General features: G+C 59.4%; 19 protein-coding genes. 7 read left to right on the top strand and 12 right to left on the bottom strand.

What is annotated here, in order from left to right; all coding sequences use genetic code 11:
- Positions 1 to 61: 61 nt before the first annotated feature.
- Positions 62 to 424 (top strand): nuclear transport factor 2 family protein, encoded by a 363-nt coding sequence (locus tag HKD32_RS11925; RefSeq protein WP_337905548.1) that lies wholly within the window; start codon positions 62 to 64, stop codon positions 422 to 424.
- A gap of 472 nt (positions 425 to 896) precedes the next feature.
- Here HKD32_RS11925 and HKD32_RS11930 read toward each other — a convergent pair whose 3' ends face one another.
- The 5 genes from HKD32_RS11930 to HKD32_RS11950 all read right to left on the bottom strand — a co-directional run bounded on the left by HKD32_RS11930 (position 897) and on the right by HKD32_RS11950 (position 6274).
- Positions 897 to 1724 carry a hypothetical protein gene (locus tag HKD32_RS11930; protein WP_194258064.1) on the bottom strand — a complete coding sequence of 276 codons (828 nt, stop codon included), beginning with the start codon at positions 1722 to 1724 and terminating at the stop codon, positions 897 to 899.
- A gap of 254 nt (positions 1725 to 1978) precedes the next feature.
- On the bottom strand, positions 1979 to 3337 hold the full coding sequence (locus tag HKD32_RS15260; protein WP_228118999.1) for an O-antigen ligase family protein: 1359 nt from the start codon (positions 3335 to 3337) through the stop codon (positions 1979 to 1981).
- 4 nt (positions 3338 to 3341) lie between these two features.
- The gene (gene repC / locus HKD32_RS11940; RefSeq protein ID WP_194258065.1) at positions 3342 to 4706 is read right to left on the bottom strand and encodes a replication initiation protein RepC; all 1365 of its coding nucleotides are present in this window, start codon (positions 4704 to 4706) and stop codon (positions 3342 to 3344) included.
- Between the two features lie 380 nt (positions 4707 to 5086).
- Positions 5087 to 5800, bottom strand: coding sequence for a transglycosylase SLT domain-containing protein (locus HKD32_RS11945; protein ID WP_337905549.1), 714 nt, complete (start codon positions 5798 to 5800; stop codon positions 5087 to 5089).
- Positions 5801 to 6274 carry a hypothetical protein gene (locus tag HKD32_RS11950; protein ID WP_194258066.1) on the bottom strand — a complete coding sequence of 158 codons (474 nt, stop codon included), beginning with the start codon at positions 6272 to 6274 and terminating at the stop codon, positions 5801 to 5803.
- Positions 6275 to 6409: 135 nt separating this feature from the next.
- On the opposite strand from HKD32_RS11950, the gene HKD32_RS11955 reads away from it, so the two are divergent.
- Together HKD32_RS11955 and HKD32_RS11960 are read left to right on the top strand one after the other, a co-directional pair.
- Entirely contained in the window at positions 6410 to 7345 is a 936-nt protein-coding gene (locus HKD32_RS11955) for a DsbC family protein (protein WP_194258067.1), read from the top strand.
- Positions 7342 to 7794: a hypothetical protein gene (locus HKD32_RS11960; protein WP_194258068.1), complete on the top strand. Its 453-nt coding sequence runs from the start codon at positions 7342 to 7344 to the stop codon at positions 7792 to 7794. Before HKD32_RS11955 ends, HKD32_RS11960 begins: the two co-directional genes overlap by 4 nt.
- Positions 7795 to 7813: 19 nt before the next feature.
- On the opposite strand, the gene HKD32_RS11965 is transcribed toward HKD32_RS11960, so the two are convergent.
- From HKD32_RS11965 to HKD32_RS15265, 7 genes are read right to left on the bottom strand one after another with little or no spacing between them, the layout of a single operon-like run.
- Positions 7814 to 8122 carry a hypothetical protein gene (locus HKD32_RS11965; protein ID WP_194258069.1) on the bottom strand — a complete coding sequence of 103 codons (309 nt, stop codon included), beginning with the start codon at positions 8120 to 8122 and terminating at the stop codon, positions 7814 to 7816.
- Positions 8119 to 8442 carry a hypothetical protein gene (locus HKD32_RS11970; protein ID WP_194258070.1) on the bottom strand — a complete coding sequence of 108 codons (324 nt, stop codon included), beginning with the start codon at positions 8440 to 8442 and terminating at the stop codon, positions 8119 to 8121. Before HKD32_RS11970 ends, HKD32_RS11965 begins: the two co-directional genes overlap by 4 nt.
- A 12-nt stretch (positions 8443 to 8454) precedes the next feature.
- Positions 8455 to 10710 carry a DotA/TraY family protein gene (locus tag HKD32_RS11975; RefSeq protein ID WP_228119000.1) on the bottom strand — a complete coding sequence of 752 codons (2256 nt, stop codon included), beginning with the start codon at positions 10708 to 10710 and terminating at the stop codon, positions 8455 to 8457.
- 59 nt (positions 10711 to 10769) lie between these two features.
- On the bottom strand, positions 10770 to 12467 hold the full coding sequence (locus tag HKD32_RS11980; RefSeq protein WP_194258072.1) for a hypothetical protein: 1698 nt from the start codon (positions 12465 to 12467) through the stop codon (positions 10770 to 10772).
- A gap of 21 nt (positions 12468 to 12488) precedes the next feature.
- Positions 12489 to 13664, bottom strand: coding sequence for a hypothetical protein (locus tag HKD32_RS11985; RefSeq protein ID WP_194258073.1), 1176 nt, complete (start codon positions 13662 to 13664; stop codon positions 12489 to 12491).
- Entirely contained in the window at positions 13661 to 14206 is a 546-nt protein-coding gene (locus HKD32_RS11990; protein WP_197460353.1) for a hypothetical protein, read from the bottom strand. Before HKD32_RS11990 ends, HKD32_RS11985 begins: the two co-directional genes overlap by 4 nt.
- 23 nt (positions 14207 to 14229) lie before the next feature.
- The gene (locus HKD32_RS15265) at positions 14230 to 14376 is read right to left on the bottom strand and encodes a hypothetical protein (RefSeq protein ID WP_228119001.1); all 147 of its coding nucleotides are present in this window, start codon (positions 14374 to 14376) and stop codon (positions 14230 to 14232) included.
- A gap of 352 nt (positions 14377 to 14728) precedes the next feature.
- Between HKD32_RS15265 and HKD32_RS11995 the strand changes: the two genes are divergently transcribed.
- From HKD32_RS11995 to HKD32_RS15270, 4 genes are read left to right on the top strand one after another with little or no spacing between them, the layout of a single operon-like run.
- Positions 14729 to 15514: a hypothetical protein gene (locus HKD32_RS11995; RefSeq protein WP_194258075.1), complete on the top strand. Its 786-nt coding sequence runs from the start codon at positions 14729 to 14731 to the stop codon at positions 15512 to 15514.
- On the top strand, positions 15507 to 16154 hold the full coding sequence (locus tag HKD32_RS12000; protein ID WP_194258076.1) for a DotI/IcmL family type IV secretion protein: 648 nt from the start codon (positions 15507 to 15509) through the stop codon (positions 16152 to 16154). The genes HKD32_RS11995 and HKD32_RS12000 overlap by 8 nt, the downstream gene beginning before the upstream one ends.
- A complete protein-coding gene (locus HKD32_RS12005; protein ID WP_194258077.1) occupies positions 16155 to 17081 on the top strand; it encodes a DotH/IcmK family type IV secretion protein in 927 nt (308 codons plus the stop codon).
- A complete protein-coding gene (locus tag HKD32_RS15270) occupies positions 17078 to 18325 on the top strand; it encodes a DotG/IcmE/VirB10 family protein (RefSeq protein WP_228119002.1) in 1248 nt (415 codons plus the stop codon). The genes HKD32_RS12005 and HKD32_RS15270 overlap by 4 nt, the downstream gene beginning before the upstream one ends.
- The last annotated feature ends 30 nt before the right edge of the window (positions 18326 to 18355 follow it).

The raw sequence follows: 18355 nt of genomic DNA on the forward strand, positions 1-18355 counted from the left end.
CTCCCCAAGTTTCAAGGATATGACAATAACCTCTAATTCACCCATTTCCGAGACTCTCGCCGTGGTCGATGCGCTTTATCGCTATGCTGCGGGTATCGATTTACGCGACCAGGATCTGCTGGCGTCGTCCCTGGCGGAAGACGCGATCTCCGATTTCAGGCCGGTAGCGGCGAAGGCGGCCTTCGAGTATTCCGTGCTGCAAGGGCGCGACACGCTGGTCTCGGTGTTGTCCGCTTCGCTCGCCGGTATCGACACGACCCATACGGTCAGCAATCCGCGCGTGTGGCTGGAGGGCGATACCGCAAGAATCGAGGCACTCGTCGAGGCGCAGGATGTGCTGCAGGACGATCACTCGCGGCATTACATGATGAAAAATCGCTACGACGTCGACCTGTCTCGCAATGGCGAGGTCTGGGTTATCTAGCGGGTGACCGTCGACAATGCCTGGCGAAATGGTGATCTGAGCGTTTTCGCTGGAGTGTAGAAAACACCGTGACGGCGCAGATGCGAAGCGCGAAGGAGCGTTCGACATTGTGCGACTGATCTCATCGGCACTGGGGACTGGAGGATTGATTCTTCCGGCCCGCAGTTCGGATGGCATTGAACGTTGGCTTTTCCTGGATGCCGGCCGGTGATCCCGGTAAGGGTCAACGGCATGAGTTGGGTCGGCAGGCGTCATGAATTTGAGTGTTGCGAATGGCTACTTTCGACTATCGCTTCCCGATAACTGACATTCCGAATTCCCCCCAAAGCCGCCCGCATGAGACCAGACAGGCAGCCAGATATTGTGATCAGAAAACGGCTATTCAGCGCGATAGTGCGACGCATCTGAGACAGTAGACACCTCGTAAGTTGCCTCGAATGATGCGGAACATAGTACTAACTGATGGGTACGCTTACTCCCCCTTACCAGACAGCACTGCCTGATTGGCGGCGACAGCCTTCTGCGAGCTGATCGAGTTCAGATCATCTGCCGTTGCGCCCGCCTGAACCTTGGCCTTGCCTGTCTGAACCTGCTGCAACCCGGTCGTCGCTTCCTGCGCCATATTATCCAGGCTGATCGCACCGGCTGCTTCCGCCGCCTTCGGCGCAATGGCCTTTTCGTAGATGATTGGTGCACCATCGGCCGTTGTGGTCGGGGCACCTGGAGCTGGCGCAGTAGCTTCCACAGGCGCGGACGTTACAGCCACCGGTGTGACGCTCACAGGCTGACCAGGCTGTGCTGTCACCTCTGCCTGCAGAGACGGGGTGGCCGGTACCGCGATAACCGGCGTGCTGTAAGCCGTGCGGTTAATGATCAGATGATCGGGTCCGGTGGAATCCGTCGGATCCTTGTCATAGATGTCGACAAGCTTGTCATTACTGCCAAAACAGAACAGTACCGTATGGAGCTGCGGACGGGTTCCAGCCTTCACCGGTGCCCAGATCACCTGCGCCAGACCAAGTGTTGCAACGCTGGTGACAACTTCACCCGCCTTCATGGCCGCGCGGCCACCAGCTGTCAGACCGGTGGTGTAGATCTTGTAGATATCGCAGGAGCGACCGTTCTTCTGGATCGTGCCTTCCGCCTTACCGACCGTGCTGACGACGCCGAAACGGTCCGTGTTCTGGTTGAACTGACTGAGCAGTACGGGCTCAGGCGCAGGCATCCCGCTGCTGCAGGCCGCCAGAAGCAGAAGGGCAGAGCTGGAGAAAAGTGTTTTTGAAATGGCTTTCAGTGTCATGACGGACCTGTCGATAACGGTCCCCGCCTGACCGGCAGGGACACAGTATGTTGCGTTACAAATCATATTAAACGCTATCGTTTATCCGTCAATAGACGATATCTTTTATTTATGTTTGACAGGCGCAGCATGAGCCGTGTAGCGGAGGCGTATGGGAAGACCGCCACTCAACTTCAAAATGACGTCCGTTCGCCTGAGTCCTGAGGAGCGCGATCGTATTATCGCGCTTGTGGGCGACAGGGGTATGGCGCAGTTTATCCGCGAGGCCGTTGAGAAAGAGTTAAAGCGCCGCGAGCAGTCTCTCCGTCGTCAGGGCGATCCGCCTTCAGATCCCTGACGGCTTCCGCCAGCCCTGCCCCCAGAAGCAGAAAAGCAATCCCGCCAAGCGGCATGTTCAGGAAAGCGCTCTGCGACGACAGAGGCCACTCATGCAGGACAGCGGCCCCGAAGAGACCGACACGCCAGCCAGTCTCCTCTGCGGAAAGCCCAACCTGCCTCCTGGCAGTTCGTCCCAGAACAAGCCACCAGCTTCCGATCATCGCAACAAACAGAGCGGCTCCTGGAAGCCCGCTGTTGGTGGCGGCTTCGAGCACATGATTATGAGTGTGCTGAACACACACAGACACCCCGCCTCCGTCCGGTTGCAGATGGCTCGGACCGGGCCTCAGAAACGCTTCAGATCGACAATAATGCCGGAATGCATCGTCCCCTAACCCCAGAGCCGGGTGTGCTTCGATCATCACGGCCGCCCGATTGTAGATCTGCCCATACGGTGAACTGGCGAAGTGGAGAAGCTGCGTCTGGGTCTTTGTCACCAGATGCCCGAAAGCCTCCGGGGACACGAACATCAGCAGTCCAATGAGAGCCGGACTGGCGACCAGAAGTGCGAGCGAAGGACGCCGCAGTGACGGGAGCACCAGGGCACAGACGCCGGTGCCGAGAAGAAATGTCGCCAGGGACATCCGCTGGCCAGCCAGAACGAGCAAACCGAGAACCGGCAGAAGAACCGCGCCCGTCAGAAGCGTTTTTTGCCAGGACCGTGTCATTCGTCCCCCCAACAACGCCCCGACATACAGAGCTGCCGGAAGACCCAGCAGTGCAAAAGGCGCGGACACACGCGGCTTGTCGTAGGGGCCAGTGAGTGTCCCATCCCCAAAACGCGGATTGCCAAACAGGTTATGGCCCGTGACCGCCTGAAGCAGCATCTGCCCCCCCAGATACAGCACGCAGGTGATAACCAGACGGCGACACCATGTCCGGGTCCAAGATTCCTGCAACGTCCAGAACGCCAGAGCGAACGCCGCCAGCGGAAACCGGATGGCCAGCAGCGCCTGGGTGAGGCTGGCCGTCGCCTCGGCCGGAACTGGCATCTGCCGTGGCAGGGAGCAGAGAACCAGCCACCCCCACCAGACAAGGGCCGGCCAGACGAAGCCCTGCCGACACCAGGACCAATCGCGGGTCAAGGCGCTCCGAACCAGAAATCCGACCGCCAGCCCATCCAGACAGCCCTCGGCGATACCGCGCCAATGCACCAGAAACAGCGGCAGAAGCAGGGTGGCGAGTGCGCCGAGACGATCCAGCAGTCGCAGAAGAACGGGCTTTTCAAACATCATCCTGTCAGATCCAGCTCTCTCGCGTTTTCGGTCCCTGCACGCTTACTGCGGCCATTGAGACACCGGCCTCGGCGAGCATCCCCACTTCCCGGGTGCGATGATCCCGCAATGCATACAGGCTGCGATCAAGGAACAGGGTGTTTCGCGCCCCCCGCTCGATCAGGGAGCGGAAATAGGCATCCCGAAACCGGATGACCGCGCCCCGCTCCAGTCGTGACGCCATGACGATCACGGCGACGGCCGCCTGCAGTCTCCCAAGGACGACGCAGGCCTGGGACCAGGCATGACAGGACACACCCACCTGCCCCGACAGATACTCGGCCGCCTCGATCAGCTGCTCGGCAGTCGGTCGACCGGAGGAACAGAGATCCCGCAGATTGCTACAGATCTCGAGATAGAACGTCGCTGTCCCCTTGAATCCGCGTAGCGCTGTCCGGTCATACACGCTCGAACGGTCGGTTCCGGAACCCGGCCCTTCACACCGCATTTCTTCAATGCGAATGCCGCTATCGGCGGCTACGTGACCTACTTTTTTAGAAGATTGAATGTTTTTAGTATCTGTATAGTGGGCCCCGTTTTGAGGACCCATGGGCCTCATTTCTGCTGGATACGACGTTGAAAAAACCGCGTTTTCCACAGGCTCGTTATCCGGGCCGGATTCAGGCTCGGCGCACTGCCCGGCCAGAGCCGCAGAAAGGGCCAGCATCTCCCGGTACAGCCCCTCCAGAGTACCGAGCTGAACCGTCCTCAGACGGCTGCGCATGATCCCCACTGCCTGCTCAAGGATGGCCTCCAGTCCGAGGGTTTCGGCCTGGGCACGGACCGTGTCGTTCAGGCTGGCAATGTTGTCGCGCAGAAAGGACACGCGCTGGCGCAGTCGCCGCTGTTCCGCGCTCAGGGCCAGCAGATCCGGCCAGCGATAGCGCAGGGACGCCAGATTGAAGCCAACCTGTGTCTGGCCTTCCTCCGCCTGCCATCGTCGGCCACGCTGTCCGTTGCGTCCGTCCTGCGGCACCAGAAGCCGCGCGTCCGCCAGCTCCCGGATGTGCCGCTGCAGCGTGCTGCGCGACAGACCTGTCCAGGCCATGAGCGTGCTGTTGTGCGCATAGATGAAGGGCGTCTCAAGCGCCGTCCAGGCGTCCGGAGAGGTCTTCTCTACCATAATGATCAGCGTCGAGGCGGCTCCCCGGCTGACGGGCAGGACACCGCGGAGGGATTTCAGCATGTTCAGCATATCCCGTTTGCCGGGTTCGGCCGGGACGGGGGTGGTCAGTTCGTCGCGTGCGGCCAGCATGGCCTCACTGATCCGGCGTCGGCCGCGCCGCGTGCACGGGGCCTGCGCCCTCTGCGTGTGTGCAGAATGCTCCATTGATCGGTCCGGTCTGGGGGTGAAGGGACCACCTCACGGCCGGACACCAGACAAAACACTCCCGTTCGCAATTTAGTGCTTGCGTTTCGAAAAGAGCTGACGCTAGATGATTTTAACGGTTTTTCATCACCTAACGCGTGTTTTGCCTGGAGCCCTGGCTCTTCCGATTTGGCGATCGGAGGAGGCGGGGTTTTTGGTATGTGGGCGCTACGTCATCGGGGGTCCTCTGGATCGACTCGCTGGCGCCGCCCACAGGGACGTCTCCAGACATCCGGGCATCGTGCCTCCGTTCGGGCGCTGCAACAACCTCGAAAACGCTGTGACAGCGAAAAACATGAGTAAAAACGGGCGTTTAGTGTGTCCATTTTGACGCGCTCTTTTCAACTCGTCACCGCCTCCGAAGCCCCGCTGCCCATCCGGCTGGCCACCGTTTGCTGGTACTGCCCCACCGTCCAGCCGCTCATGTTGTTGGCTGCCAAAGCCTTGGCCGACACGAACTGGCTGAGAGGCGCGTTGGGATTCGAAGCCGTCGCAATGGCCGATCCTGCTTTGGTGCCGAACATGTAGGCCCCATACACCTGTGTCCCTGTCGCAGGCGCCCCCGTTGCCCGACTCACCGTAGAGGCATAGTCGCTGATGATGGCGCTCGCGACTTTCGCCTGGGCGACAGGATCGGACCGGTCTGCCGTACTCAGCCCAAGTCTGGAGGCATACTGGTTCCAGGTGCCGTCTGTGACCTGCCACACCCCCTGTGCGCTAGAGGACGTATTCCCGACATTCTGGAAATGGCTCTCGATCTGCCCGAACGCCGCCAGCGTGTCCGGATTAATCCCGGCCGCCTGCGCCGCAGCCACCGCGTCCGCACCATAGGTCTGTGCCATCAGCGTCCCATACGCATCCGCCGTGCCCCAGGCGCCCTGATACGAGGATGTGGCGGTGGTCCCGCCAGTCGTCGCGGTCGATGGCCGCGTGAAGACGGGCGATCCAGGTTCCGGATTGACTGGGACGATCTGCTCAGGAACCGCCCCGCGAGCCAGACTGACGGTGCCCGCGGTTGCGACTGCCAGGAGAATTAAGGGGCGTGCGGCGTTCACTTACTTGGCCGGATAATCGAACAGGACCATGCCGGCCGCATTCTCACCCGTGACAACGCAGTTTCGGGGCGCGCCGTCCACGAGCGGACGATAGGCCACGACATCGGCCTCCGGAATCCAGGCAAAGGTCGTTCCCGAGCGCAGAACCTGCCGCCAGCCCTGAAAGACCGTGTCCGTCACGGCGATCTGCGGAGCGGCTGTTCCAACATGGACCGCACCACGACGCGGCTCGGCAAAAAGCGGCTCGAAGTCGTGGGCGGGACTGCGACAGGTCACGGGAACCGGCGTGGCGTGCAGCGTCTGCGGGGCCTGCGTGACTGTCGGGGGCGGACCCCAGTTGCGAGAACCGAGTTCCGACTGACGCTCCTGCGACAGCCTGTCCAGCTGCTCCGGCGTCAGATGCTGCGCTGAGGCCTGGGACACCAGAGGGGCCGCCAGCGAGACACAGACGGCGAGCCAGAAGCGAAAGCGCATGGTGTAGAATCCTTTAGAAAGTACCTCCCCATAGTCTGACCGATCCGAATGTGAGTGCGAACACGACCCTGATTGACGCGCCCGGATCGCACTCACATGTGCGCCCGGCATGATGTCCGCAGGAGGATCAAACCCATGCGCTCTTTCATCCCGATGCTGATGCTCGGGCTCCCCGCTGTGGCTCTCGGAGCCTCGACCTGCCCCGCCGCAGAGCCAATCCGTGCTGTTGGTGGGCCGCCCCCTGCACTGCCTGCACCTGTTATGCCGGAGATAGGGCCAACGATGGCCGCCGCCGATATTGCAGCCTCGCCTGCCTTGAGCCGCCTTGCGAGCCAGGGCGCGCAACTCTATCGGCTGAAATCCGAGCACGGTCTTGAGGCGGTCTTCGCACGGAGCGGCACGCAGTTCCGTGTCTTTTACCTCACACCCGATCATCTGGCCGAAATCGGAGGGGTCATGTGGGATGCGACCGGTCATAACATCACGCGCGACCAGGTCTCATCGATCCCGGGTGCGATCCCGACCGTGCAATGGAATCCTTCTGGCTCCGGCCCGGGCTCAAGACCGGGCGCGCCCTCAACGACGTCTGCACCTCCTGCAGTGGATCCTGTTGAGCGCGTGAAAGCGGTTGCCTTCGGGCTTCAAGGACAGGACACGGCACCCCGCGTCTATATGTTTATCGATCCGCTGTGTCCGTTCTCAACCCGTGCCTACGCGGCCCTGAAGCCTGCTGTTGCTTCCGGCCGGCTACAGCTTGCGATCGTCCCGGTCTCGATCAACGATCATGAGAACAAGGGGGCCAGTACGCCGGCTGCGCAACAGATGCTCTCTGCAAAACCGCATGACATGGCTGCACTGTGGAACCAGATCGATGCTCTTGGTCACGCTGTTCCAGGCCACGCCACCTCAGACACGGCGGGCGCCAGCCTGATGCTGAATCTCTCTGCCGCTCATGCGATTGGCCTGAGAGGAACGCCAACCTTCGTGTGGAAGGATCGCACCGGCACCCCGCATGTTGAGGCAGGCCTGCCAGACGATCTTGATGCGTTTCTCGCGAGCCTTCACGCATGAGCCTTCGTGCGACAGTGAAGCAGCGGGCCGGACGAGCCGCGTTATGGCTCGTCTTTCCGTTTATCTTTGCGCTGAGGCCGGGTCTGCGCACGGCGCAGCAGGGTCTTCGGATCCTTCAGGACGTTCCTGTGATCCAGCCCGTGGACCAGACGACGTTCGAGGATCAGCCTCCCATGTCGCCGCAAATGGCTGCAATCCGTAAGCGAACCCGGACCCTGGGGCGACTGTATGGCTCGCTCTGTCTGCTGGCGAGCCTCTGGTGGGTGATGATCCTCATGTGGAGCGGTGGGGCCGCTTTCAGCGCATCCTGTGTGGAAGCGCTCGCCTGTGCGATTGTTCTGGGAAGCCAGTTTGTTATTCAGGGTTTCTCAAACTGGCAGGCCCGGACAGGACGCGCCGGAAAACTCTCGGAGTATCTTTCGGACGGGCGACTGCTCTGGCCTCGGTGAGGCCAGTCTCCGGGACGTCTCAGAACGTCCCGGCCTGGGCGGCTTTGCGGTCAATCGACCAGGCGGCCTTTTCATAATCAGGGCGATCACCCTGATCGACCGGATCATTGGGTTTGACAATGGTGCCGGCGCGGGTGGCCAGCGCAGGACGCCAGGTCACGGGCGCAGAGCCATAGGGCGCATAAGGATCGTAAAGCGGCTGCTTCACCTTGGGTGGTGGTGGCACATTGTAAGACGAGAGCGAACGGATGTTGCCGTGAGCGCAGGCTGACAGGCTGCACAATAAAGCCAGGCCAGCGAGACTCTGCTTCAGAGTGACAACGCTCAAGAGCCGTTACCCTTTGCTTTTAGTTTGGCTTCGAGTACGGCAACACGCGCTTCGGCCTTCTCGGCGCGACCTCGCCACAAGTCGCGAGTTTCGCGTCCCCAAGTCCGCCACTCGTTACGGTTCTGTTCCATTTCATCAAGGCCACGATTAGCTACCCTGAGTTCTTCGGCTAGTGCATCATACCGCCTGACAAGATCGTTGTGAAGATCCACAACCTGATTATAGGCGGCCAGGGGAACAGACTGACCGGCAACCTTCGCCATTCTTTCGGTAGCCCGCGTGATGCGGCAGAGCTGACCAAACTCCAGAATGTCTGCCATTATCCGTTTTCCTCAATCCTCGGCGCGGCCAGAGATCTGCATGAGAGCTCTGGTGGTAGAGTCTACTGGCTCTGCCGCGCCCTTGTCGACGGTATTCTGGGCATTTCCGATTGCACTCACATCCGACACCGTCTGTTGGGCAATATTTGCTACTTTATCTGTGGGAGCAGCGATCCCCCGGCCGGTTGACTTGTCATTAAAGTCATCGCTGTCCACACGACCGATACTCGTCATGCCCGCCATCGCAGGGATGTGGTGGGGCAGGGTTGAAATCAGCCTGAAGCACATGACGGCGATGCTCATCTCCATTGTGACGAACATGCAGAGCAGGACAATCAGACCAATGAAATTGTCCAGAAGCCAACCACGCTCGAAAACAAAGCCTGTTGCGATCGAAAAAGCCTTCATGACCAGCCAGGAGATCGAGGCAAAAATCGTGTAACTGAGCACAAGACCCGCAATCATCATCACCGGGCGAAAGAGAATTGTGAACAGCACTTCGTAGCCACGGTTTCCGCGGCCATGAAGGCCCTCTCCCTGAAACACCAGATGCGCCAGCATCCACAACGGCACGCCTACCACGGCTTCGACCACGACGATGTACCATCCCGCGACGCCTGCCATCCAATACGCAAACGGGGTCATCGGGAGGACGTAAGCAAGCGTAATACCGGGCGCAAGCAGAAAGAAAGCCGCCGCAAAGACGGGCGTGAGCAGGGCTTTGATCAGACCGCTTAGTGCGAAGCTGCCCGCAGATGCGATGGCAGCCGGGACATCCCCGGTGACAAGGTTGGCCGCTGTCGCGAGCCCTGTCCCGGTCTTGCTACTGAGTACCGCCGCGCCACCAATAATGGCCAGTGCCGTGTGAATCAGAAGATGGCCAAGCCCGATCATTGCCCCGAGAGGGTCGGTCCAGTCGCTCCCGGATGTTGGCGACAGGAGATGATTGACGATCAGCGTCATGACCCCGTTCGTGATGCCAAGCGCCTGAAGAACACGGTCGAGAGCGGATTGCCCGGAGCTGGGCAAAGCCGCATTACTGAAGAGCCTCGTCGCCCCGTTCGGCGCACTGGCACTATCTGACGTTGCGAGCTTCTGCTCTTCGGCGGCCTGATACTGTTCGATTGCCGTGATGGGACCTGCAAGGTCTTTGGAGAGGAATGACCCTAGTCCCTGCCAGCTGGGCAGCGTGACCGAGGGGACGATAGAGGACATCGACAGCACCTCTGCATTGAGGCGCGAGATCTCAAGGTAGTAAGCCCCCAGCCCGCTCCAGCCGAGATTTTTCATAGCCACATAACCGGCATCATTCGAGCCGTTACCATCTGAGGAATACTGCGCACGGATCTTACTGATCATGGCAGTAGCCGCTTCACTCAGCGCGCTTGAATAGGCTGTATTCTGTGCGGTCAGAACACCATCCATGGAGCGAAGGGCGGTCACATCCCGGGTCTGCCAGATCGTATCCGCGAGAGAGGACATGGGCGTGCGCACCGCGCTGATCAGATCCTGCAGCGCTTGGACCTGCCTGGTGCCGACATCTGTCAGATCGAGGTTTGACCCGAGCATCTGCTGCTCGACCTGTTGCGGGATTGTCACCGAGATACTGCCGCAGGTTGCCGCAGCTGTCGCTTCGCCGACCGCGAGGCTGTAATCGACGGTCACGGGCGAACCGTTCCCGGGATTGGAAATCTTGGGCTCGGGCATGAGGTCAGGATTGTTCGAAGCTTTGTTGACCAGCGCGCGGCACAGTTCGCTTTCCATCACCGCCATAACGACCTGTCGGGTCCCCGGGATGATCGGTTCTGCAAGCGGCAAAGCATCCGGGCCGATGGATTTGGCCACAACATCCGTGAGGTTACGGGCCATTCCGATCGCTGTCTTAGCACCCTGCACAACGAGCGCCTGCCCGACCGAGAAGCCTCCATTTGCAGGGATCGGCACCATCAGGCCGAGTGCTACAACAACGCGCAGCGGCACCCACCCCGAGAAACTTGCAGAGAAAATCTTCCCGCTCTCTGCTGTCTTATGAACCTGCAGGATGGAGGCATAGCTGATCCAGAACGCTGCAATCAGCATCGCATAAGCAGAAATATACTGCAGCATTGTGCCTGTGGCTGTCTCTGTACCGCCTGACATCGGGAAGAGACTGTCGAGCACGCGGGCGGACCAGTCATCGCCCGCACTCAGGTTGCTCCAGCTCACGCTGTCTGCCGTGGTTCCGGCATGGGCGGATCCCATATTTACCACGAGGGCAACGACTGTCATGGTAGCCGCCCGGAAGCACCGGGACACTCGAAGGAGCCGCATGAACTGGTGCATTGTTTTTAGACCTCAGGGCTCGGGCTGTTATCGTGACTTTGCTCCTGACCCTGTTTTCGATCTTTGGTAAAAAAATCATGGAAACGGTCCACCAGACGCTGCAGAGCCGCGCCAACTTCCTTCAGGAAGTCCTTGCCCGGTTCCTGGCCCGGAAGAGATTCCAGCTTCTTTGCGACACTTGCGGCGGTTTCTTCTGTGCTCTGCACCGTGGGGTCACTCAAAGCGTCGCGCTTTGACGCTTCATCGCCTAAAACTTCGACCTCTTTGCCCAATCGCTGAGACGACTTGCGAAGCTTTTCCCAGGACTCTGCGAAGCCGGGCGTCTTCTCCAGAGACGCAGTGAGCTGTGCGCGAAGCGCCTTATGACTCCCATCGTCGGTCATGCCCGCAATGACAGAACTTTCTGATTGTCCAGGCTCTGACGCGGCTTTGGCAAAGGCTTCAAAAAACTCTCGGCCGATACGCTTGAGAGCCCCGAGATCCTCCTCAACTTCACGGGCCGCTTCCTTGACCTTTCGCGTTCGGTTCTGGATCTGGCGGTCGTCACTCTTACCCACCAGATCACTCATAAAGTCGGCCAAGCCGCGTCGATTGGCCGCCGTGGCAGCGGTTGCCGCAACTTTTTCGTCAGGCTGATTTAGCTTACTCTCTGCCTTCGGCTTGTGTTCCACGGCTGCCTGATCCGCATCGGGTTGGGACGTCCTATTGCTTGCATTAGCGCTTGGGGCTGGCTTCTTGGTCTCCTGAGGCTCTTCTTTTTCCGCCTGATCGGCCTTACTCTGATCGTCACGATGTACCGTACGATCTTCTTCTGCAGCACCTTGTGACCGTGGCGCTTCCATTTCTCCCTGCGGCCCAGAAGGGGAACGGTCGCCCTCGAATTCATCATTTTCCCGAAAAGGACCGGCCTCTTCCTCAAGAGACTGTAGATATCCTTCGTCCTCAAACGGGTCATTCGGAGGAAGGCCAGGCTCCAGGATCTCGCGCTGCCTCTGGGGCGCTTGCTGAGGCTCTTGTGACTCGCTCTCGCTTTGGGCACCAGGACGCTCAGGTGCAGGCTCAGGCTCCGTCACAGTCGGCTGAGGTATTTCAGCGGAAGATGGTGGCTGCACTTCAGGAGAGACTGCCCCCTCAGGCGCGGGCTCCGGCGTCAATGTCCCCGCTGGTTCGGGCGGCTGTACATCTGGTCGAGGTGACAACTCTGGTTCGCTCTGTTGCGCGCGGGCAGGAGTGCCGGACAGTGCCATGGTGATGCGATAGTCCAGGACGGCAGCCAGCCGTGCAGCCGCAACGGAAGCCTGTTCTTCCGGAGACATTTCGGACATCTCCAGCGCTGTTTTACGGAGATCACGGACGAGATCTCGATCTTCAAGCGAGCCAGCCTGCGCCAGCAGGGCTTTGATTTCTTCGTTCTCCAGCCCCGGCAGATCTGTGTCATGGGCCTTCAGGCCAGCCGCAAGAATGGGCGGGATCTGCGGCTCTACGCCGGTTCCGCTCAGAGCCTTCCAGTCCTGGACAAGCCAGGCCACCTGAACCGTGAACTTTGGATCGCTTTCCAGCCCCGGGTTTTCGCGCAGCCGCGCGGTCAGGTCAGAGACATCTTGTGCAAGCCCGCGCTCTGCTTCTGGGATGGTCGACTGCTGAGCATCAAGGGCGTGCAGGACGTAGCCTAACGGCCCTTGCTGAGTGAGAGTACCCGACATGGTCATTCCTATTCGAGATGTTCAGGGGAGTGTTGTGGTGGGAACTGGCAGAGGCGAAACCGCCCGAAGCCTTTGCTCAGCGGAGGTCGCGAGCCTGTTGGCCTCCATCAGCGCCCGGGTCTGGTCCAGTTTGAACTGCTGCCAGGCAATCCAGTTACGCTGCGCGTCCAGCAGCGCGATCTGGACAAGGACCGATTTTTCGGAGGGCATCGCCTGCAGATCGGCCTGCCAGTCAGTGCCACTGTATTTCCGGTTGATTTCCAGTTCAGTGGCTTCGCTTTCAGAGCCGACTGAAGTGTTGGTGTAACCCTCACGGACTGCCTCTGCCTTTTGGGCAGCACTCAGGGTCACGGTGTTCGCGTGCCACCCGATAATGTCGTCTCCGACGTGATGGGCGAGCGAAATGGCAGCATTATAGGCACGGCGACCCGGAAGGGCGGACTGCCCATCCACAGAGGTCAGGGCGCTTCCGCGCAGCGCAGCAGGCGCAACCGGCTGGATCAGTGTCGTAACATAATCATTGGCCCGGTCGATCGAGGCCTGATCCTGATAAGCCGGAGGCGTTAACAGGCTGGTGGCGTCCTGATCTGCATTCTGCTGGTCAGCGGATGCGAGCGAACAAACACCAGCGTCCGCTTCTGCATCCGAGCAGTAGAGCGTGAAATGGCGGTTATTATTGGCCTGTGCGCCCTGCCCTGCACCTTCCCAGGACGGCGTTCCTTTACCGGCCTGTGTTCGCTTGTCCTTGCCGCTATCAAGAGCCGTCGCAACGGCGGCACCGTTTCGCGCGGCAACAACGGCAGCCTGACCTCCTTCAAGATTAAGACAATCCTGCCGGTTGGTCGCATGGTTGTCGCGCTGCTGAGCCGCCCGCACGTCCCGGGCAAGCTCGGCCTGCACCATGTTGTTGGCGTCTGCGATCTGTTCCTGTGCCCCCACCTGCGCCTTCATGTAATTGCTTAGCTGGGTGAAGCCGTCTCCAAGACTGCCGTTAATGAGGCCGAGCGTGCTGTTCAGGACTTTCTGGGCCGTCGTGATCACGCTGTTCATGGCGCCCTGGAGCGTACTGATCGCGCCCACGATCGCGGCTGAATCAAAAAAGGCATAAGCCGGTTTTGGGGCCGCGACCGTCGCTAGCGTCAGAACAAGAAGGCTCGCACCACCCAGGCGCCCGGCTCTTTCAAGAAGGCGCTTCATTGCGTCACCCGGGAAATGCCAGTGCTTGAGCCAATCGCTTCAAAACTGTAGCCGGACGGAAGCTGACTTTGCCCGGAGACGTCCCAGCTCTGTTTGCCGGTCGTATTGGTCCCGGCATTGATCAGGCTGTCGCCGCCACCGCCAAAACTCAGGTTTGGACAAAAGCTGCCGGCACCCAGGCCAAGATTGAAGTTCGTATCCAGCCCTGTCACAGAAAGACCGCAGTGGGCCGCGCTCTGGAGGCTGTCCCATTCTGATGTGAGCTGGGAGCAGATCTTGCCCATCGCCGCCTCAGCGAGCGAAGCGACATTCAATTTACTCGCCACAACATCCAGGCCAACGCCGTTGAAGAAGTTACCCAGGCAGGTGAACTTCGTTACGGATTTAGGCTGATGGATTGTTGCGTCGTCAGCCTTCAGGTCTGCAGCAAGCCCGGTTGCTCCAGCCTGTACGAGCGTCTGGCACCCGGAGGAAGAGTCCTCCCCAAAAGCAGGTGTAAACAGAGTGAGTCCTAACGCGGCTATCAGCGGTACGACTGTCAAACGTGCGCTCTCTCGGCACCCTTTCATTGTGTGGCACCTTGAGGCGCTCTCGAAGGACGACTGTTCTGCGGTGAGACAGCCTTTACGAGAGGCCCAAGAACCTGCCCCGCACCCTCTGCTGTCAGCCATTCGTCCTTAGGCTTTTCCTGCGCTCTCGTCTCGCCAGACACCTGACCCTCCAAAGCGGTTTCCATTCTGAGAAACAATAAGGGAGGGAGATGTGAGTGCGTGCCCGATCTGTCCCACCAGAAGGGAAGAGCCGGCAACCGGAAAACGTCTCTCCGATACGTTGCAAAGCCGGAACGGGAAGCGAAAAACCTTTGATGCGAGCCATGCAAAAAAGGAATGGGGGTATTCCTAAAACGCGGACGCGGCCAATTTCCGGACTCCGCCGCGTCTTCCACGCACTGTTGCAAAAATACACAGTTCCCTGAAAACGCCGTTTTCTCGGTAACATTTTGCGACGCGAGCGGTTAGGCTTTTTGACGATAGATTAACGCTTCGACGGATGTAAAGAATATCATGCAGGCAAGCATTCAAGAAATGAAGTTTCATAGCGGACTGGTTCCACCATGGGTCAGCATGCCTGCAAGAAGGTTATTTTATCCGACGGCCGAACAGAAACAGCTAATAACAAGTAAAGAAATATCGTTAAAGCGACCAATGACCAGAAGGTTATGGTCACAGGACGAAACGACGCAGCTTGCGAAATCTTATCCGACGGACACGGCAGTCAAGGTCATTGCTGAACGTCTTGGAAGGAGTCCGCAGGCGGTCACGAACAAGGCAAAGCGCTTAGGATTGCGCCGTCCGTTAACGCTGAAGCGGCAACGCATTGCACAAGAACGACAAAATTTCCTGTGCACGACGGAGGCACAGAACAACCTACCAACAGCATCCCTCGACATCTTTCCTAAGACGGCCTCGGGAAGAGCAATCTGGAACACCCAGTCTCTGCATCTTCTGGCCGGCCTATGGAAACGGCTCTATTCGCCAGCCTTTATCGCGGAATACTTTGGTTTGAAGTATAATACTGTTTGCATGGCCGCTAAGCGAGCGGGCCTCCCGAGCCGGGCTGGTTTCACTCTGTTACGCACTTCTCCAACAGAAGACCCTTTTTCTGTTGCCGAAAACGCCACCCTTGCCGCTCAGATAATCACAAGGACCTGTGGCATAACAAACACAGTTTTTTTTGTAAGCTTCAAAGATCGCCGCACTCAGCACTACAGCTCTCTTGGAAGACGACTTTTGGAAAACCGCGCGCGGTGCATGTCGGACTACGCGCTAGAGATGCCCTTCGATGCGTAATGCGTCCGCTGCTATCAGCCGGAGACTTCTTGATCCGGAGTTCCTTCAACGCGTCATCAAGCGTGGACTCATTGCCTTTTCGAGCAGTCTGATCCTCAACGTTATTCTGGCACTGGCGCTCACCGTATCGGTGATGAAGACACCGCACGTCCGATACATTTATCATGACTCGCTTGGAAAACCGCGGGAGCTGATCGTCACGGATCAACCGTATTTTTCTGACTCCGAGGTGAACAACTGGGCCGCGAAGAAGGTCACCAATCTCTATACGATGGATTTCGTAACTTACGCCAAGCACTTGGACGCCTCTGCGAAAGATTTCGATCTTGCCGCATGGAACGCCTGGGGCCAGTCTTTCTCGGGGCCGGGTAATATTGATTTCATCAAGGCCAAACGTGTCTTTCTGACCGCCACACCGAAAAGTGCACCATCGATACGTTCCGAAGGAAAAACGAGAAGCGGTGACTACGAGTGGCATGTGTCATTTCCAATGTTGCTCAAGTGGGAGAACGCCTCAGGATCGACCACCAATTTGTTGGCGGTAGACGTGACGATCAGGCGCACCAATAGTCCCGAGCATCCTGACGGACTTGTCATCACAGAACTCAATGCGCCTCGCGCCGCCGATAACGGAGGCTGAATGCACATCGCAGTTAGAGCGGCCATCGGGCTTCTGCTGCTAGCAGTTCCCGAAGCGGTGGTTTGCGCCCAGACCACGCGTGACAGCAATGGGGAGCCACGGGTCGATCCGATTTACGAAGGCTTGCCGCCACCTCCCAGCGTGATGCAACACTTTTATGACCGGGTCGATCAGGGACAGAAAAACCTCGACGCAGCGGAAGATCCTCACCGCCTGGCCACTCCTGTGTCGCGGTCAGTGCGCATCACCCTTGCCCCGGGTGCTCAGACCAATATCATCAGGATTGCGCAGGATTATCCCGCAGCGATCACGTTTCTCGATGAAACGGGTCAGGCATGGCCGATTGCCTGGGATATCGCCACCAATAAAAGCGGCGGCTGCGACGCTCATGGTCAGGGTCAGAACTCGGCCGTGCGCAGTGTCGGAATCAATGCCTGCGTTCCGGAGGCCGGCTCGAACGTCCTGCAGCTGACGCCCGTCTCCCGGTATGCTCATGGTGGTGTCCTGGTCAATCTCAAGGGCGCGCCAAAGCCGATCTCCTTCATGATCATCAGTGGCACGGGCGCCTATGATGCGGATCTGACCGTACGCGTTGCCGCACGCGGTCCAAACGCGAAAGACGCACCCAATTCCGAGCCTGACGCGCCGGCTACGGGTGACCGAAATCTCGAAGCCATGCTCGATGGCGCGCCACCCGCCGATGCCGTTCCCCTCGTTGTTTCTGGGGTCAGCCCGGATCGGATCAGAGCGTGGAAGTTGGGCGACAAGATGTACCTTCGCACGGATTACACGCCGATTTCTCCTGCTCCAAGCGCCCATGAGACTGAATACGGCATTGGCATTTTTGAAATCCCCGAGACATCGAACGTGCTCCTGTCTTCAGGTGCCCGGATCATCTCTGCGACATTATCGGAGGACGGCCCGTGAGCGAGGCGCATCCAGGACCGGCCGCATCTGCCAGCGGCCTAGCCACCAGTCTCAAGGCGTCTCGTCGCCCGGCCTTCGCGGCCGCAGGCCTTCTCGTGGTGGCTGCAGGTGGGTGGTACATGATGAGCCACGGCTCAGCGCCAAAACCGAAGTCAGCGGCCCTGCAAACCCCAACCCTTGCGCCGCCAGCCGGAGGAAACAATCACTCCGACAAGCTCGACAGCGCAACCGTTATGAAGGAAAAGGCTGACGCCGACGCCGCCAAGGCCAATGGACGATCTTTTGCAAGCGCGCTGACGACAGACAGGCCGCTTGGGGATGATAAAGCCCCCCTGCTGGGTCGGATGCCCGGCACTGGTTCTGCAACAAATGCTGGCGTGACACCCCCGGGGACGCCTCGGACACCGCCGCCTCCTGCTGTGAATCAGTTTACGCGCGTTCCGGAAGGAACAAAGGCAGCCTCCGAACCGCCCGCGAGCCGGGAGCGGCGCCCAGGGGAACTTTCCGAGGCACAGGAAGTGGAGCTACTGGCTGCATGGAGCGGCAGGCCGGCCTCGCTGGACATGGAACTTCCAGCGGAAACCACAGCGGCAGGTGGTGGTAGACAGGACAGGGCGTCTTTCACGCAGGAACCTCAGGCGGCTCCATCAGGCGCGAGTGCAGCACAGCAGAATGTGGCAACCGTGAAGCCGGCGACCCACAGGCTCCTTGCTGCAGGGAGAGGCGTCTATGGCCATTCCCTTCTTGGTATTAACAGCGACTATCCCGGCACCCCGGTTCTCGTCGAGATTGATTCAGGACCACTGGCCCACGACAGGCTGTCAGGCTCCTTCGAGCGCAAAGACGAACGGCTGGTCATCAAGTTCGATAAACTCATGATCGGTGACAGCGATCCGCAGCCGGTCTCGGCTTATGCGGTAGCACCCGACACCATGGAAACCGGCCTCGCCTCCGAAGTGCATGAACACCTCCCGACACGCGTCTTTCTTCCGGCCGCCGCGGCTTTTGTCGAGGGTCTCGGTAACGCGATGCAGAACTCAAACACAAACAGTGTGACCAGCGGGCTGGGCGTGAGTTCGTTCACGCATCTGACCTTGCCCCAACAGCTTGGTGTTGCCGCCGGACGGGCTGGACAGGAAATGGGCCAGATCCTGCAAAAGCAAACGCCTCAGAACCCAACGGTCCTGCTTCATAAGGATGACCCGATCGGGGTGATTTTCACAGATCCCGTCGACGTCCCCTAACTGCACTCACAACGGCTTCTGGCATCCTGC

The sequence above is a fragment of the Gluconobacter japonicus genome, from assembly GCF_015244665.1.
In the GTDB taxonomy this organism is placed as follows: Bacteria; Pseudomonadota; Alphaproteobacteria; order Acetobacterales; family Acetobacteraceae; genus Gluconobacter; species Gluconobacter japonicus.

What these genes read in the sequence shown, in the direction of transcription:
- HKD32_RS11930 (WP_194258064.1), bottom strand. Translation starts at nt 1,724, where the DNA reads ATGACACTGAAAGCCATTTCAAAAACACTTTTCTCCAGCTCTGCCCTT.
- HKD32_RS11995 (WP_194258075.1), top strand. Translation starts at nt 14,729, where the DNA reads ATGCAGGCAAGCATTCAAGAAATGAAGTTTCATAGCGGACTGGTTCCA.
- repC (WP_194258065.1), bottom strand. Translation starts at nt 4,706, where the DNA reads ATGGAGCATTCTGCACACACGCAGAGGGCGCAGGCCCCGTGCACGCGG.
- HKD32_RS11950 (WP_194258066.1), bottom strand. Translation starts at nt 6,274, where the DNA reads ATGCGCTTTCGCTTCTGGCTCGCCGTCTGTGTCTCGCTGGCGGCCCCT.
- HKD32_RS12005 (WP_194258077.1), top strand. Translation starts at nt 16,155, where the DNA reads ATGCACATCGCAGTTAGAGCGGCCATCGGGCTTCTGCTGCTAGCAGTT.
- HKD32_RS11980 (WP_194258072.1), bottom strand. Translation starts at nt 12,467, where the DNA reads ATGTCGGGTACTCTCACTCAGCAAGGGCCGTTAGGCTACGTCCTGCAC.
- HKD32_RS11975 (WP_228119000.1), bottom strand. Translation starts at nt 10,710, where the DNA reads ATGACAGTCGTTGCCCTCGTGGTAAATATGGGATCCGCCCATGCCGGA.
- HKD32_RS11985 (WP_194258073.1), bottom strand. Translation starts at nt 13,664, where the DNA reads ATGAAGCGCCTTCTTGAAAGAGCCGGGCGCCTGGGTGGTGCGAGCCTT.
- HKD32_RS11955 (WP_194258067.1), top strand. Translation starts at nt 6,410, where the DNA reads ATGCGCTCTTTCATCCCGATGCTGATGCTCGGGCTCCCCGCTGTGGCT.
- HKD32_RS12000 (WP_194258076.1), top strand. Translation starts at nt 15,507, where the DNA reads ATGCGTAATGCGTCCGCTGCTATCAGCCGGAGACTTCTTGATCCGGAG.
- HKD32_RS15260 (WP_228118999.1), bottom strand. Translation starts at nt 3,337, where the DNA reads ATGATGTTTGAAAAGCCCGTTCTTCTGCGACTGCTGGATCGTCTCGGC.
- HKD32_RS11970 (WP_194258070.1), bottom strand. Translation starts at nt 8,442, where the DNA reads ATGGCAGACATTCTGGAGTTTGGTCAGCTCTGCCGCATCACGCGGGCT.
- HKD32_RS11960 (WP_194258068.1), top strand. Translation starts at nt 7,342, where the DNA reads ATGAGCCTTCGTGCGACAGTGAAGCAGCGGGCCGGACGAGCCGCGTTA.